The sequence below is a fragment of the Luteimonas sp. MC1825 genome, assembly GCF_014764385.1.
Taxonomy (GTDB): Bacteria; Pseudomonadota; Gammaproteobacteria; order Xanthomonadales; family Xanthomonadaceae; genus Luteimonas.
On sequence record NZ_CP061714.1, the window covers coordinates 2,251,583 to 2,267,283 of the forward strand.

The following is a 15,701-nucleotide window of genomic DNA, read 5'->3' on the forward strand; positions in this document are numbered from 1 at the left end:
TTTCCGGGTGCCTGCGGTCAACGAAGCGCGGACTGTAGCGCCTTTCGGATGATGGTTTCCGCAGGATCGCCATCCACGTGCGCCTGGCGCGCCATGCGTTGCGCCTCGGCCGGCTTGTAGCCCAGCTGCTGCAGGGCCTCGGTCGCCTCCGACAGCGGATCGGCCGGCGTGCCCGCCATCGGCATCGCCGTCGCGCCGCCCATGATCGCCTCGGCGCGGTCGCGCAGTTCCACCACGATGCGCTCGGCGGTCTTCTTGCCGATGCCCGGGATGCGCGTCAGCGCGGCCACGTCGCCGCCCGACACCAGGCGTGCGAACTCCTGGACGCTGGCGCCGGACAGGATCGCCAGCGCGATCTTCGCGCCGATGCCGGTGACCCGCTGCACGTCGCGGAACAGGCGCCGCTCCGCCTCGCTGGCAAAGCCGTACAGCGACACCGAGTCTTCCTTCTGCGCGTAGTGCGTGAACAGCGAGACTTCGGTCCCCAGCACCGGCAGGTCGTAGAACGTGCTCATCGGTGCTTCCAGCTCGTAGCCGACGCCGTTGACGTCGATCACCAGCCACGGCGGGGATTTGTGCGCGAGCTTGCCGCGCAGGCGTCCGATCATTTGCGGCTCCAGGCCAGGCGTTCGTCGATGCCCAGGCGCCGCGCGCTGGCGCTGACGTGGGCGTGGGTGATGGCGATGGCCAGGGCATCGGCGGCGTCGGCCTGCAGGCGGCCGGTGAGGCCGAGCATCGCGCCGACCATGTGCTGCACCTGCGCCTTGTCGGCCGCGCCCTTGCCCACCAGCGCCAGCTTGACCTGGCGCGCGCCGTATTCGTGCACCGGCAGGTCGTGCATGACCACCGCGCAGATCGCCGCACCGCGGGCCTGGCCGAGCTTGAGCGCGGAGTCGGCGTTCTTGGACATGAACACCTGCTCGATGGCGACCTCGTCCGGGCGGTGCTCCTCGACGATCGCGCGCAGGCCGTCCAGCAGCCGGCGCAGGCGCTGCGGCAGGTCGCCCTTGCACGCGGCCACGCCGGCCATCAGGTTGAGCGGCGCGTGGAACACGTGTTTCACGCGCCCGGTGGCATCGACGTCGATGATGCCGACGCCGGTGCGCTGCGAGCCCGGGTCGATGCCGAGGATCCTGGTCACGTCGTGCTTCTTACGCGTACGCGTCGTCGCCGAGTTCGGCGTTGGAATACACGGCCTGGACGTCGTCGATGTCCTCCAGCCAGCGCAGCAGCTTGACCACCTGCTGCGCGGTGTCGCCTTCGACGGCAATGTCGTTGTCGGCGCGCATGGTGATTTCGGCATGGTCGGCGGGGAGCCCCACGGCAGCCATCGCGTCGCGCACAGCGCCGAAATCCTCGGGCGAGGTGACCACGTCGATCGCGCCATCCTCCGGGTACACCACCACGTCGTCGGCGCCGGCCTCGATGGCGGCGTTGGTCACCGCGTCCTCGCTGGCACCCGGCGCGTAACGCAGCACGCCCTGCTTGTGGAACATGAAGGCCACCGAGCCGTCGGTGCCCAGGTTGCCGCCGAACTTGCCGAACGCATGGCGCACGTCGGCCACGGTGCGCACCTTGTTGTCGGTCAGGCAGTCGACGATCACCGCCACGCCGCCGGGGGCGTAGCCCTCGTAGCGGATCTCTTCATAGTCCACGCCCTCGAGCTCGCCGGTCGCCTTCTTGATGGCGCGCTCGATCACGTCCTTGGTCATGTTCGCAGCGAGCGCCTTGTCCACGCCGCTGCGCAGGCGCGGATTGCTGCCGAGGTCTCCCCCGCCGGCGCGTGCGGCGACCGAGATCTCGCGGATCAGCTTGGTGAAGATCTTGCCGCGACGCGCGTCTTCGGCGTTCTTGCGGCCTTCGATGGAGGGGCCTCTGCCCATGCGTATTCCCGTCAACCCTGGTGGCGATAGGGGATGGTAACCGCTCCGGCAAATGCACTCCCGCAAGCGGCCGGTCAGCGCGCGAAACGCCCGTCGCGCAGGAACCCGATCGCCAGGCGCGCGGCCTCGGCCGACACCAGCAGCCCGCTGTGCGAGGCGTCGATGACCACGTGGTCGGCCAGGCCCGGCAGGCGGGTCTCGGCGACCGCCACGGTGCCGTCGTGCGGCTCGTCGAAACGCGCCACCAGCGCACCCAGGCCGCGTGGCCGGGAGCCGGCGACCATGCCGACCTCCACGCCTTCCGGCAGGGCGACACAGCCCTGCCGCAGCAGGGCCGCGCTGCGCCCCAGGTACAGCGCGGTCAGTGCGCGGCGCGACAGCACGCGGGCCGCGCCGCTGCCGCACAGCGGCGTGCCGAGGCAGACCACGCGCGCCACCGGCAGCGCGGGCTCGGCCTGCAGCGCCTGCAGGGCCATCAGCCCCCCGAGGCTGTGGCCGACGAGATGCGTCGGCTCGCCGCCGCGCAGCCGCGCGCGCAGCGCGTCGACCGCGGCATCGGTACTGCCGAAGATGCTCCGGTAGCCGATGATCCCGGTGGTGAAGCCCGCTGTCCGCAGGCGCGCCGCGAAACGCCGCATCGCCAGCGGCGGCATCCACAGCCCGTGCAGCAGCAGTGCGCGGCGCGCGGCGGCCATGTCAGCCTGCGCCGGGTGCGGGGCGGCGCAGGATGAACTCCAGGTCCTGCACGCGCCCCACCGGGAACAGGTATTCGCCCACCGGCTCGTAACCGCGCCGCGCATAGAAGCGCTGCGCGCCGGCATTGCCCGACCACACGCCGATCCACAGCGTGCGCGGGCCATCGCGCTCCAGCCAGCCCATCGCGGTGTCGAACAGCCGGCCGCCCCAGCCGCCGCGCTGGTGCGACGCCATCAGGTACAGGCGCTTGAGTTCGCCATCGCCGGGGGCGACCTCCGGATGCGGCAGGCCGCAGGGGCCGACCGCGGCGTGACCGACGGCTTCACCGTCGTCCTCCAGCAGCCAGACCGCGTAGTCGGGATGGGACAGGATCAGGTGTTGCTTTGCGACCGCGTAGGCGTCGGCGAGGAACGCCTCGAGATCTTCGGGCGGATACAGGTGGCCGAAGGTCTCGGTGAACGTGCGCGCCGCGAGCCGCGACAGGGTCGCGGCATCGTCGGGCGTCGCGCGACGGATGGTGACGGTCACGCAGCCGCTCCCGGGCGCGCCGCGATCAGGCCGCAGGCCTCGACCGCACGGCCACGTGCACCTCGGCCAGCTGCGCGTCCGGGATCGGCGAAGGCGCGCCGGTCATCAGGCACTGCGCGCCGGTGGTCTTGGGGAACGCGATCACGTCGCGGATCGATTCGCTGCCGGCCATCAACGCGGCGATGCGGTCGATGCCGAAGGCGATGCCACCGTGCGGCGGCGCGCCGTACTTCAGCGCGTCGAGCAGGAAGCCGAACTTGGCCTCGGCCTCGTCCGCGCCGATGCCGAGCAGTTCGAACACCGCCGACTGCATGCCCGAGCGGTGGATTCGGATGGAACCACCGCCGATCTCGTTGCCGTTGAGCACCATGTCGTAGCCGCGGCTGGTCGCGCTGCGCGCATTGGCGCGCAGCGCGGCCTCGTCGTCGACCGCGGGCGCGGTGAACGGGTGGTGCAGCGCCACGTAGCGCTGCGCCTCGTCGTCGAACTCGAACATCGGGAAGTCGGTGACCCACAGCGGCGCCCAGCCCGCGGCGACCAGGTTGAAATCCTTGCCTGCCTTGAGCCGCACCGCGCCCATGAAGTCGCTGACCGTGTTGTATGCACCCGCGCCGAAGAACACCAGGTCGCCATTGCCGGCCCCCACGTGCTGCAGCAGCGCGGCGAACCCCGCTTCATCGAAGAACTTCGCCACCGGCGAATTGACCGCGCCGTCGTCGGCGATCTTGGCGTAGGCCAGGCCCTTGGCGCCGTACTTGGCGGCGTGCGCCGCGTAGTCGTCGATCTGCTTGCGGCTGAGCGCCGCGCCACCGGGAATGCGCAGGGCGCAGACCCGGCCGCCCTCCATGCCGGCAAAGTCGGTGAACACCTTGAACTGCGAGTCCTTCACCAGCGCATCCACGTCCACCAGCTCCAGCGCGATGCGCAGGTCGGGCTTGTCGGAGCCGTAGCGGCGCATGGCCTCGGCCCAGGTCATGCGCGGGAATTCGCCGAGCTCCACGCCGATCACCTCGCGGAACACGTCACGCATCATCGCCTCGACGGTGTCCTGCACGATCGCCTCGTCCACCCACGCGAACTCCATGTCCAGCTGGGTGAATTCCAGCTGGCGGTCGGCGCGCAGCGCCTCGTCACGGAAGCAGCGCGCGATCTGGTAGTACCTGTCGAAGCCGGCCATCATCAGCAGCTGCTTGAACAGCTGCGGCGACTGCGGCAGCGCGTAGAACTCGCCGGCATGCATGCGCGCCGGCACCAGGAAATCGCGCGCGCCCTCGGGCGTGGCCTTGGTGAGGATCGGCGTCTCGATGTCCTGGAAATCACGCGCGTCCAGCCAGCGGCGCAGCGCGACCACAAGCTTCGAGCGCGTGCGCATCTTGCGCTGCATCTCCGGCGTGCGCAGGTCCAGGTAACGGTATTTGAGGCGGATGTCCTCGCCCGGGTTCTCGTGCGCATGGAACGGCAGCGGCTCGGCCTTGTTCAGCACCTCGATCGTGGTCGCGACCACTTCGAGCTCACCAGTGGCGATCTTGGCGTTGACGCTCTCGCGGCGGCGCACGGTGCCGGTGACGCGCAGGCAGTCCTCGTAGCCCACTTTGGCCGCGGTGGCGATGACCTCGGCGTTGCCCGCGGTGGCGGCGTCGGGCTCGGCCACCACCTGCACGATGCCTTCGTGGTCGCGCAAGTCGATGAAGCACAGGCCGCCGAGGTCGCGGGCCACATCGGCCCAGCCGCAGAGGGTGACGGTCTGGCCGACCAGGGAGGCGTCGATCAGGCCGCAGAAATGGGTACGCATGGAAACTCCGGACGCGGGAAACGGGCCGCCGGACGGCGGAGCCCGCTAGTTTAAAGCGTCCCGTCGCCGATGCCGCCCGATCCGTGATGTCCAGCCCGCGGCTGGCGGCCACGGTGGCCATGGCGGCCCGTCACGCAGCGGGCTTGGGCTCCGCCTTGGGCGCGGGGCTTGCCGGCGCCGGGGCGGGCTCGCTCTTTGCCGGCGTGGCGGCCGCCGGCTTTGCCTCGGGCTTGCCCGCGCCCTCGCCGCCTTCGGCCAGGTTGCGCTTCTTGTCGCCATCCTTCTTGAAGTCGGTCTCGTACCAGCCGCTGCCCGCAAGGCGGAACGAGGGCGCCGTCAGCTGCCGGCGCACCTCGCCCACCGCACCGCACTCCGGACAGGCATCGGGATCCGGATCGGAGAGCTTCTGCAGGCGGTCGAAATCGTGCTCGCACTGGGCGCAGCGGTAGGCGTAGATCGGCATGGCGGTGGCATTGGCTCGGTGACGTGGGCTGCGGGCATTCTGGGGGCGTGGGCGTGCGAATCAAGGCACAACCCACGCCCACGCCCACGGCCACCGGCTGGCCGGCGTGCCCCCGCGAGTTGCCCGGCTTCGGTTACCGCGCGCGGGAGACTTTCCGCTCGGCCACCCGCGGCGGCATCGCATCGATGCCGTCCGCCACGCGGTCGTGGTACGTCGGACGCACGTGGCGCTGGATGATCGGTGCCTCGCCGAACCAGGCAGTGTTCAAGTACAGCTCGTCGATTCCGTAGATGCGGTTGCCACGCTGCCCCATCGGACGGAAGTAGCGGACCTGCAGCGGGATGCATTCGGTGGCGCCGACCGCGTATGCCTCGGAACAGGCCGCGACCGGGCCGCCGATGTTTCCGCGGTAGCGGCTCTCGTAAAGCCGGGTATGCGTCTGGCCGCCAATGACGGTGTCGAACAGCTGCCAGGAGGCGCGGGAGGTCGAGGTCGGGTACTCCGCCCCCTGATAGCGCGTCACCTGCCGGGTAACGCCGTCCGCGTCGCGCACGAACGTCGTGTCGGCACGCGGTGACTGCCACGGGTTGGCATTCGCGTTCTGGGTGAACGTGCCGTACTCCCAGCTCCCGAGCACCGACAACGCGTCCAAGGCCGGGCCGACGCGCGCGTCCATCAGCACCGACGTGCCCACCAGGCTGTGCGCCAGACCATCGGCCGCCTGCGTGCGCGCCAGGTAGAGCACCGGCACGGCCATCGACTCACCGCCTTCAAGCCGCCAGTAGGTGACCTCCGTCTGCGGATACCGCAGCTGCAGGGTGCCGCGCGGGCCGAGGTTCCACTCGAATGATCCGCTGCCAAACCCGCCAATCCGCGGCTGCATGTCCGGGTCCACCTTGGACCCGGTGTCCTGGATGAGTCCGCTGCCATCGGGAAGGAACGTGGTCTGCGCGTATTCGCAACCCGAGAGCACGTCCATCGTGCTGACCGGATCCGGCTCCAGGCAGAAGTGCGGCAACGCGCGGCGCCCGGCCACGTCGGCCGGCCAGATGCGCTGGGACATTCCGTCCAGGCTGAAGGCATGCGCGATCCGAGTGCTGCTCGCGTCAGTCGGCGAGAGATGGGGATAGTCGGGATAGGACACCCGCACGGCCCCGGTCACCGACCACAGGCTGTAGCGATCCCCGACGAAGTGGCGTCGCCAGGTTTCGTGCACGGTGTCACGCCTTGTCAGCACCTGCACCGTCGGCTGACCCGGTGCAAGCTGCACGAAGTCGTAGGAGAAGACCGGCGCCGACGCGCGCGGGGTCATGCGCAGCGTTCCGGCATCGAGCGCCGTGACGGTTGCGACCGGATCGGTGCCGCTGCGGCCGTGGTATTCGAAGCCGCCATTGCCACGCAGGAGCAGCTGCGCCGCGCTCTGGAGCGTCGCCTCACCGTAGGCAAGGGCTGGCAGGATCGCCGTCCGGGTTCCCAGCACGGCGAGCGGCAACGGAATTCCCGTCGGCTGCTGGACGAATGCTTCCAGCGACGCGGCAACGTCCGGCTGGGCTGCCAGGAACGTGCGCAATCCGGCATCGTCCTGCAGCAGCGCGTAGCCGTGCGCATAGCCGGCCGGCAGCGGCGCGGCGCCCGAGGCGAGTGCCTGCAGCACATTGCCGCCGACCGCGGCTTCAAGGCCGATCGAACGGATCGCCTGCTGGTGTTCCTGGTCCGAGAGCGGCAGGCGGCCACCCAGTACGCGGCTGACGTGATGGTGCAGCGAGGTCCCCATCGCGGTGACGCGGACGCGGTCGAGTTCACCCGGCGTCAGGATGGCATCCGCACCTGCGTTGCGCGCCAGGCGCGCGTAACTGCCCAGGATGGCCGCGTGCTTGCCTTGGTGCGAATCGATTTCGATCGAGACCATGGCTTCGGGGCGACCACCGGGGACTTGCACGGAGAACGCCGGCAGGCTGACAGGCACTGTGCTGACGGCATTGCCAACGCGCAGCGTCACCATCGCCGGCCCGCTTTCCACGCCCGCTATCGCGACCTGCGCGTCGATGCGCAGGCCCGTCGCCGCACCGGGCAACCGGAGGCGTGCCGACGGCGTGACCGGCGCCACGGGCGGGACGACGCGTGGCGTCCGCGACGCCGATGCATTCGATGCATCCCACGCAAAGACACCGCCCGCGACAAGCGCCGCGACGGCGACCGTGAATCCGAGTCTCATCTGTTTCCCCTCTTGCTGCCGCCCCCTGCGGCAGCGCGGGATGCTACTCAGCCGGCATGCGAACGGCAACCTTCAGGTCAGTCGCTGCTGCCCCACGGCGCCGGCGGTTCCGCCACCGGCGTGGTCAAGTCGAACTCGACCTGGAACATGCGCCCGCCCGGGCGCGAAAGCTCGTACAGGAAGCGCGAGCCCGGCTCCACTTCCATCGCCCAGGTGTTGGTGGTGGAGACATCTGCGCCGGTGTGGCCGAACAGCGCGATCGACTCCGCGTCCACCGGGAACTCCTGGCGGACGGCGGTGCCGGCGGTGGTGCTTTCGCCGCCGTACATGGTCTGCACGTCGGAGCTGCCGTCTTCGTGGCGATGGTCGTGCTTCAGGCGCAGGCCGGTGCCGGTGCGGGTGAGCACCCAGGTACGCGAATGGTCGTCGCCGACGTGGAACGGCACGCGCAGCTCGCGGGTCGGGTCGTCGCAGCCACGCACGTGCATCACCAGCGCCTTGCCTTCGAACGCATCAGGTTCCGGCGACGCCGGCTCGTTGGCGACGATGCGCCCCGCGAACGCCTGGCCGCAGTGGCTGGCGAGGGCGGCGAGGAAGGCGTCGGCGGGTGCGGCATCGGTGGCGGGCGCGGCGGTCGCCGGGGCGGATGTGTTGCCCGCGGCGACGTCGGCCGTCGCCTGCGGAGTGGACGGAGTGCAGGCGGCAACGGCCACCAGCGCGGCGGAAAGTGCGGAGAGTCGGATGATCGTCATGCCCTCACCGTACCGCCGCGCCCCACCCACGGCAAACGCCGCGGTGCGTCTTGACGGTCCTGCTCAGGCGGCTTCGTACAGGGCGAGCAGCGCGGACTCGGCATCGGCCAGCCGGCCGGCCAGCGAGGCGCGGCGCTGCGCGGCGTCGGCGACACGGGCGGAAGCGTCGGCACCGGCGTGGAAGCCGGGATCGGCCAGGCTTGCGTCGATCGCGGCGATGTCGGCCTCCAGCGACGCCACCTGCGCTTCGGCCTGCGCCAGCTTGTGCGGGTTGACCTTGGCCTTCGCAGGCGCGGGTGCGGTCGGCGGCGGCGGTGCCACGGTCGTTTCAGCGGCGGCACCGATGCCGGGCCGCACATCCTGCGGCCGCGAGCGCAGCCATGCCGCGTATTCGTCGAGGTCGCCGTCGAACGGCGTGACCACGCCTTCGGCGACGCGCCAGAAGGTGTCGCTGACCAGGCCGATCAGGTGGCGGTCATGCGAAACCAGCACGATCGCACCGGGGAAATCGCTCAGCGCCTCGGCCAGCGCCTCGCGCATCTCGAGGTCGAGGTGGTTGGTGGGTTCGTCGAGCAGCAGCACGTTGGGCTGGCGCCAGGCGATCAGCGACAGCGCCAGGCGCGCGCGCTCGCCGCCGGAGAAGCCGTCGATGGATTCGAACGCGCGGTCGCCGGGGAAGCTCCACTTGCCGAGGAAGTTGCGGAAATCCTGGATGGACGCTTCCGGCGAGATCTCGCGCAGGTGGTCGATCGGCGAGGTGCCGGCGACCAGCGCCTCCACCGTGTGCTGGGCGAAGTAGCCGATGCGCAGGTCCGGGTGTGCGTAGCGCTCGCCGGTGAGCAGCGGCAGCTCGCCGACCAGGGTCTTGACCAGCGTCGACTTGCCGGCGCCGTTCGGGCCGAGCAGGCCGATGCGGTCGCCGGCCTCGAGGCCGAAGTTGGCGTCGTGGAGGATGGTCGCGGTGTCGTAGCCGCAATCGGCGTGGTTCAACCGCAACAAGGCGTGCGGCAGCTTCAGCGGCGCCGGGAAGTCGATGCGCACCTCGCGCTCGGCGCGCACCGCCTCGGTGTTGGCCATCTTGGCCAGGCGCTTGACCCGCGACTGCGCCTGCTTGGCCTTGGCGGCGCTGGCGCTGAAACGGTCGATGAAGCTCTGCAGGTGGGCGCGCTCGGCCTGGGCCTTTTCGTGGGTGATCTGCTGCAGGCGCAGCTGTTCGGAGCGCTGGCGTTCGAAGGCGGTGTAGTTGCCGGTGTACAGCTTGGCCTTGCCGCCGTGCAGGTGCAGGGTGTGGGTGTTGACGTTGTCGAGGAACTCGCGGTCATGCGAGATCAGCAGCAGCGTGCCGGGGTACTTCAGCAGCCACTGCTCGAGCCACAGCACCGCGTCGAGGTCGAGGTGGTTGGTGGGCTCGTCGAGCAGCAGCACGTCGGACGGTGTCATCAGCGCGCGCGCCAGGTTCAGGCGCACGCGCCAGCCGCCGGAGAACGTGGCCACCGGGCGCTGCTGGGTCTCGGCCGGAAACCCCAGCCCGTGCAGCAGCTTGGCCGCGCGTGCGGCGCCGTCGTAGCCGCCCACTTCTTCCAGCCGGTGGTGGGCCATGGCCACCGCCTCCCAGTCCTCGTTGGCGAAGGCATTGGCCTCGGCCTGCAGGGCATCGTGCACCGCGGCGTCGCCGGCGAGCACGAAGTCGACCGCCGGATCCGGCAGCGAAGGCATTTCCTGGGCGATGCTGGCGATGCGCAGGCGCGACGGCAGGTCGAGGTCGCCACGGTCGGGTTCGACTTCGCCGCGCACGGCGGCGAACAGCGAGGATTTGCCGGTGCCGTTGCGGCCCACCACGCCCACCCGCCAGCCGGCATGCAGGGACAGGTCGAGGTCGGACAACAGCAGGCGTTCGCCGCGGCGGAGGGCGAAATTGCGGAATGAAATCATCCGCCATTGTAGCGGCCGCGCCGCTGCAGCCGCGATGCGGTAGTGTCTGCAGCCGGGAAATTGACGGCGCAGGGCAGTGATGGCGATCTCGATCAATCTCGAAACGGCCGCCTGGGTGCACGCGCGGGTGGTGGCGCAGGCGCCGTTCAGCGAGATCCACGCGGCACTCGGCCTCCGCGGCTACGACGAATTCCAGATCCGGCGCATCTACGATGCCGCGCTGCGCGACCCGGACGGGTTCAAAGCGGGATTCTCGCGGCTCAGCCCGAACCAGCCGAAGGTCGCGCACACCCTGCCCAAGGCCGCCGACGCCCGCGCCCAGCGCGCGCAGGCTCTGGCGGAGGTGGCAGCCGGTGCACGCGCGGGCGGCGGCTTTTCGCCGGTGGCGCCGATCGCGCTCGCCGCCGGCCACGCGATCCGCTGCGAGCACGGCGACGTGCGCGTGGCCTTCCACAACGTGCGCCCCTACGTGGTGCTGTTCAACAACGTGCTTACCCACGCCGAATGCGACCAGCTCATCGCCGAGGCCACGCCGACGCTGGAGCGCGCCAAGGTAGTCGACTCCGACCGCGGCGGCGCCAAGGTCGACGACCGCCGCACCAGCGAACTGACCATGCTCCTGCGCGGCACCACGCCGCTGCTGGCGAAGGTCGACGCGCGCATCACCCGCATCACCGGCGTGCCGGTGGCGCAGGGCGAGGACCTGCAAGTGATGCGCTACGGCGTGGGTGCCGAATACACGCCCCACTTCGACTATTTCGACCTCGAGCGCCCCGGTCAGGCCCTGCACCTTGCCAACGGCGGACAGCGCATCGCCAGCCTGGTGATCTACCTCAACGACGTGGAGGCCGGTGGCGAGACCGTGTTCCCGGACGTCGGCCTGTCGGTGGCGCCAGCCAAGGGCAGCGCGGTCTATTTCGCCTATACCGATGCGCAGTCGCGCTGCGACCCGCTCTCGTTCCATGCCGGCGCACCGGTGCTGCGCGGCGAGAAATGGATCGCCACGCGCTGGATGCGCGAGCGGGAGTTCACCTGAGCCGGTGTGGGGGCTGCCCGGTAAGTGCCTGCATCGTTCCACGCCTGGAATGCCCAGGTGACGGATTCGTGAGCATTGACGCGGTCGTTCAGCGGATGTTAAAGCGGAGTTGCAGCTGAACACGCGTGCCCGCCGCCCATCGCCACGAGGTCGCCCGTCATGACGCCACACCCGCTCGCTGTCGCACTGATCGCCACCCTGGCCGCCACGGCCCTCCCCGCACACGCCCAGACCGCCACGCCGGCCGAGCGCAAGGCCACCAGCCTCGACACGGTGATCGTCACCGGCACGCGGGCCAGCGACCGCACCGCGGCCGAATCCACGGCACCCATCGACCTCATCACACCCGAGGCGCTGCAGTCGTCGGGCACCACCGAACTCGCCACCGCGCTGTCACGGCTGCTGCCGTCGCTCAACTTCCCGCGGCCCGCGGTCTCCGACGGCACCGATGCCGTGCGCCCTGCGCAGCTGCGTGGACTCTCCCCGGACCACACCCTGGTGCTGGTCAACGGCAAGCGCTACCACACCGGCGCTCTGGTCAACGTCAACGGAACCCAGGGCCGGAGCTCGTCGCCGGTCGACCTCAACACCATCCCGATCGCCGCGATCGCGCGCGTGGAAGTGCTGCGTGACGGCGCCTCGGCGCAGTACGGCTCCGACGCCATTGCCGGCGTCATCAACATCGTGCTGAAGGGCAGCCCCGATGGCGGCAGCGTCAGCCTGCGCCACGGCCAGACCAGTGCGGGCGATGGTGCGCAGACCAACCTGCTGGCCGATGCCGGTTTCCCGCTGGGGGCGGAAGGCGGCTTCGTGCATCTGGCCGTCCAGGCCGACCGGCAGGACCAGACCGATCGCGCACGTCCCTTCCTTGGCCCCGCAACGCCCACCTCCGCGCCGCTTGGCCGCGTGGTGCAGCGGCAGGGCGATCCCGAGGTCGACAGCTATTCGGGCAGCTACAACGCCGAACTCGCCGCCAGCGACAGCCTGACGCTCTATTCCCATGGCCTGCATACCAAGCGCGACATCCTGTCCAACGGCTTCTTCCGGCCGGCGGGCGATTCGCGCAACATCCCGTCGATCTACCCCGACGGCTTCCTGCCGCAGATCAACAACAATTCGACCGACTACAGTTTCGTCGGCGGGCTGCGCAAGCTGTTCAGCGGCGGCACCGCGCTCGACGCCAGCTACACCTACGGCTCCAACGAGTTGACGTTCGACATCAAGAACACGCTCAACCGCAGCCTGGGGCCGACGTCGCCCACCCGGTTCTACGCCGGTGCGCTGGAGGTCAGGCAGCACATCCTGAACCTCGACATGAGCACGCCGCTCGACCTGGGTCTGTCGTCGCCCCTGGTCCTGGCGTACGGCGCGGAGTACCGCGAAGACGAGTTCGAGCAATCGCCGGGCGAGCCGGATTCGTACGCGCTGGGCCCGTTCGCAAACATCCCGGGCTCGCAGGTGTTCGCCGGCTTCAAGCCCAGCGACGGCGGGCAGTTCAAGCGCGACAACATCTCGCTCTACGTGTCGCTGGAAGGCGACGTGACGGACAAGCTGTCGGCGGGTATCGCGGCACGCTACGAGGATTACAGCGACTTCGGCGACACCTCCACCGGCAAGCTGACCGCGCGCTACGACTTCACGCCGACGGTGGCCCTGCGCGGCACGCTGTCGACCGGCTTCCACGCGCCATCGCTGCAGCAGCAGTACTTCCAGTCGACGGCCACCAACTTCATCGTGCTGCCACCACCGCAGGGCAACACCCCGTTCGACATCGTCACCTTCCGCGTCACCAACCCGGCCGGCATCGCGCTCGGCGCGGAGCCGCTGCGGGCGGAAGAGTCCACCAACTTCAGCCTGGGACTGGTGCTGCAGCCGATCGACCGCCTGTACATCACCATCGATGCCTACCGGATCAAGCTCGAGGACCGCATCACCCTGTCGGAGAACCTCGGCACCAACCCGGCACGTCCTGAGATCCGCGAGTTCCTCAACGCCAACGGCTTCCCGGGCGTTGGCGGCGGGCGCTACTTCACCAACGCCATCGATACCACCACCGACGGCATCGACGTGATCGGCACCTACGGCTGGCAGCTCGGCAACGGCGACCTGGACCTGACGGTGGGCTACAACCACAACAAGACCAGCATCGACCGCATCGCGCCCAATCCGGCGTCGCTCAATGCCATCGACCCCACCGCGCTGCGTTTCGGCAGGGTCGAGATCGGCCGCTTCGAGGTCGGCGCGCCACGTGACAAGTTCCTGCTCGGCGGCGAGTGGAGCTCGGACCTCTGGAACTTTTCCGCCAACGCGGTGCGTTATGGCGAGATCACCGTGCGCAACGCCAACCCGGCCCAGGACCAGACCTTCGACCCCAAGTGGACGCTCGCGCTGGCCGCGACGCTCAAGCTGGACCGGTGGAGCTTCACCCTGGGCGGCGACAACGTGCTGAACGAGTATCCGGACGAGAACGTGTTCGCCAACTCCACCGGCGGCCAGTTCCCGTATGCCAGTTCCGCGGCGCCCTTCGGGTTCAACGGTGCGTTCGTGTACGGCAAGATCGGCTACCAGTGGTGAGATTGCCGCACAGCTGACGGCCGCGGCTGGCAAGGACGAAGCCGCGGCCCCCGGGGCGTCCACTATGCTGTCGTGACTCCAGTGGATCTCCCGATGCCCCACCACACCGAACTCATCGCCATCCTCACCATGGGGTTCGTGCTGGCGTACGTGCTCGGGCTGGCGGCGCATCGCCTGCGGCTGTCGCCGCTGGTGGGCTACCTGGTCGCCGGCATCATCGCCGGGCCGTTCACGCCCGGCTTCGTCGGCGACCAGTCGCTCGCCCCGCAGCTCGCCGAGATCGGCGTGATCCTGCTGATGTTCGGCGTCGGCCTGCATTTCTCGCTGAAGGACCTGATGGCGGTGAAGGCCATCGCCATCCCGGGCGCGGTGGTGCAGATCACGGTCGCCACCCTGCTCGGCTGGGGGCTTGCGACCATGCTGGGCTGGCCCACCCTGCAGGGCGTGGTGTTCGGCTTCGCGCTGGCCACGGCCAGCACGGTGGTGCTGCTGCGCGCCATGGAACAGCGCCGCCTGCTGGAGAGCCAGCGCGGCCGGATCGCCGTGGGCTGGCTGATCGTGGAGGACCTGGCCTGCGTGCTGGCGCTGGTGCTGATGCCGGTGCTGGCGAAGTTGATGGCCAGCGCCGGCGACGACCCCATCAGCCTCGGCGCGGTGGTGTTGGCGATCGGCAAGACCCTGCTCCAGGTGGGCCTGTTCGTGGCGGTGATGCTGCTGGTCGGGCGGCGGGTGATCCCGTGGATGCTCGAGCGCACCGCCGGCACCGGCTCGCGCGAGCTGTTCACGCTCGCGGTGCTGTCGATCGCGCTCGGCATCGCGCTGGGCTCTGCGGAACTGTTCGGAGTGTCGTTCGCGCTCGGCGCGTTCTTCGCCGGCATGCTGCTCAACGAATCCGAGCTCAGCCAGAAGGCCGCGCAGGATTCACTGCCGATGCGCGATGCGTTCGCCGTGCTGTTCTTCGTGTCGGTGGGCATGCTGTTCGACCCCGCGATCCTCGTCGAGCAGCCGCAGCTGGTGCTGGCCACCACGCTCATCGTCATGTTCGGCAAGTCCGCCGCGGCCTACCTGATCGTGCGCGCCTTCGGGCGACCCAAGGCCACCGCGCTGACCATTTCCGCCAGCCTGGCGCAGATCGGCGAGTTCGCCTTCATCATCGCCGCGCTCGGCGTGACGCTGGGCATCCTGCCCGAGCAGGGCCAGGACCTGGTGCTGGCCGCGGCGCTGCTGTCGATCATGCTCAACCCGCTCGTGTTCGGCCTGGTCGACCGCTGGCAGGCGCGCCAGGACGCGAACCAGGCCGCCGAAAGCGCGAGCCACGCCGCGCGCGTGTCGGCGGAAGACGCCGCCAGCCACCACCTGCCCGAATCGGTCAACGACCACACCATCGTCGTCGGCTACGGCCGCGTGGGCCGCCAGCTCGCCACGCTGCTGCACCAGCGCGGCGTGCCGGTGGTGGTGATCGAGGACGATGCCGACCTGGTCGCACTGGCACGCGAGGCCGGCGTGCACGCGGTGCGCGGCAATGCCGCCTCCGAACCGGTGATGCTGGAAGCCGCACCCGGGCGCGCCAAGCTCGCCGTGTTCGCCATTCCCAACGCGCTTGAAGCCGGCGAAACCATCGCCCGGCTCAAGGCGCTCAGCCCGGCCATCACCGTGCTCGCGCGGGCGCACAGCGACGCGGAAGTGAAGCACCTGCTGCAGCATGGCGCCGATGGCGCGGTGCTGGCCGAACGCGAGCTGGCCTACTCGCTGGCGGAGATGGTGATGGCCACGCCGCCGTACCGGCCGGCGCGCGTCGCCACCTGAGGCCCAGCGCGCCGCCCAACCGGG

Annotated in this window: 13 protein-coding genes; 3 read left to right on the forward strand and 10 right to left on the reverse strand. The window is 69.9% G+C overall.

The features are described 5' to 3' along the window. Nucleotides 1-17 precede the first annotated feature (17 nt). From ruvA to IDM46_RS10590, 10 genes are all read right to left on the reverse strand, one after another. Nucleotides 18-608: a Holliday junction branch migration protein RuvA gene (gene ruvA, locus IDM46_RS10545; RefSeq protein ID WP_185115658.1), complete on the reverse strand. Its 591-nt coding sequence runs from the start codon at nucleotides 606-608 to the stop codon at nucleotides 18-20. Further along, nucleotides 605-1,141: a crossover junction endodeoxyribonuclease RuvC gene (gene ruvC / locus IDM46_RS10550; RefSeq protein ID WP_185115659.1), complete on the reverse strand. Its 537-nt coding sequence runs from the start codon at nucleotides 1,139-1,141 to the stop codon at nucleotides 605-607. Before ruvC ends, ruvA begins: the two co-directional genes overlap by 4 nt. 10 nt (nucleotides 1,142-1,151) lie before the next feature. After that, nucleotides 1,152-1,883 carry a YebC/PmpR family DNA-binding transcriptional regulator gene (locus IDM46_RS10555; protein WP_185115660.1) on the reverse strand — a complete coding sequence of 244 codons (732 nt, stop codon included), beginning with the start codon at nucleotides 1,881-1,883 and terminating at the stop codon, nucleotides 1,152-1,154. 74 nt (nucleotides 1,884-1,957) lie between these two features. After that, nucleotides 1,958-2,578: an alpha/beta fold hydrolase gene (locus IDM46_RS10560; protein ID WP_185115661.1), complete on the reverse strand. Its 621-nt coding sequence runs from the start codon at nucleotides 2,576-2,578 to the stop codon at nucleotides 1,958-1,960. Nucleotide 2,579: 1 nt separating this feature from the next. Further along, nucleotides 2,580-3,107, reverse strand: coding sequence for a GNAT family N-acetyltransferase (locus IDM46_RS10565; RefSeq protein WP_185115662.1), 528 nt, complete (start codon nucleotides 3,105-3,107; stop codon nucleotides 2,580-2,582). A 25-nt stretch (nucleotides 3,108-3,132) separates the two neighbouring features. Continuing rightward, the gene (aspS, locus tag IDM46_RS10570) at nucleotides 3,133-4,899 is read right to left on the reverse strand and encodes an aspartate--tRNA ligase (protein WP_185115663.1); all 1,767 of its coding nucleotides are present in this window, start codon (nucleotides 4,897-4,899) and stop codon (nucleotides 3,133-3,135) included. 130 nt (nucleotides 4,900-5,029) lie between these two features. Then, entirely contained in the window at nucleotides 5,030-5,362 is a 333-nt protein-coding gene (locus IDM46_RS10575; RefSeq protein WP_185115664.1) for a zinc ribbon domain-containing protein, read from the reverse strand. Nucleotides 5,363-5,495: 133 nt separating this feature from the next. Beyond that, entirely contained in the window at nucleotides 5,496-7,469 is a 1,974-nt protein-coding gene (locus IDM46_RS10580) for a hypothetical protein (protein WP_191073333.1), read from the reverse strand. Between the two features lie 185 nt (nucleotides 7,470-7,654). Beyond that, a complete protein-coding gene (locus tag IDM46_RS10585) occupies nucleotides 7,655-8,329 on the reverse strand; it encodes a hypothetical protein (RefSeq protein WP_185115666.1) in 675 nt (224 codons plus the stop codon). Between the two features lie 63 nt (nucleotides 8,330-8,392). Then, a complete protein-coding gene (locus tag IDM46_RS10590; protein ID WP_185115667.1) occupies nucleotides 8,393-10,261 on the reverse strand; it encodes an ABC-F family ATP-binding cassette domain-containing protein in 1,869 nt (622 codons plus the stop codon). A 79-nt stretch (nucleotides 10,262-10,340) separates the two neighbouring features. Between IDM46_RS10590 and IDM46_RS10595 the strand changes: the two genes are divergently transcribed. From IDM46_RS10595 to ybaL, 3 genes are all read left to right on the forward strand, one after another. Further along, complete coding sequence (locus IDM46_RS10595) at nucleotides 10,341-11,297, forward strand: 2OG-Fe(II) oxygenase (RefSeq protein WP_185115668.1); 957 nt, start codon at nucleotides 10,341-10,343, stop codon at nucleotides 11,295-11,297. A gap of 159 nt (nucleotides 11,298-11,456) precedes the next feature. Then, entirely contained in the window at nucleotides 11,457-13,871 is a 2,415-nt protein-coding gene (locus IDM46_RS10600) for a TonB-dependent receptor (protein ID WP_185115669.1), read from the forward strand. 93 nt (nucleotides 13,872-13,964) lie between these two features. Further along, nucleotides 13,965-15,677, forward strand: a complete 1,713-nt coding sequence (gene ybaL / locus IDM46_RS10605; RefSeq protein WP_185115670.1) for a YbaL family putative K(+) efflux transporter — start codon at nucleotides 13,965-13,967, stop codon at nucleotides 15,675-15,677. Nucleotides 15,678-15,701: the final 24 nt, after the last annotated feature.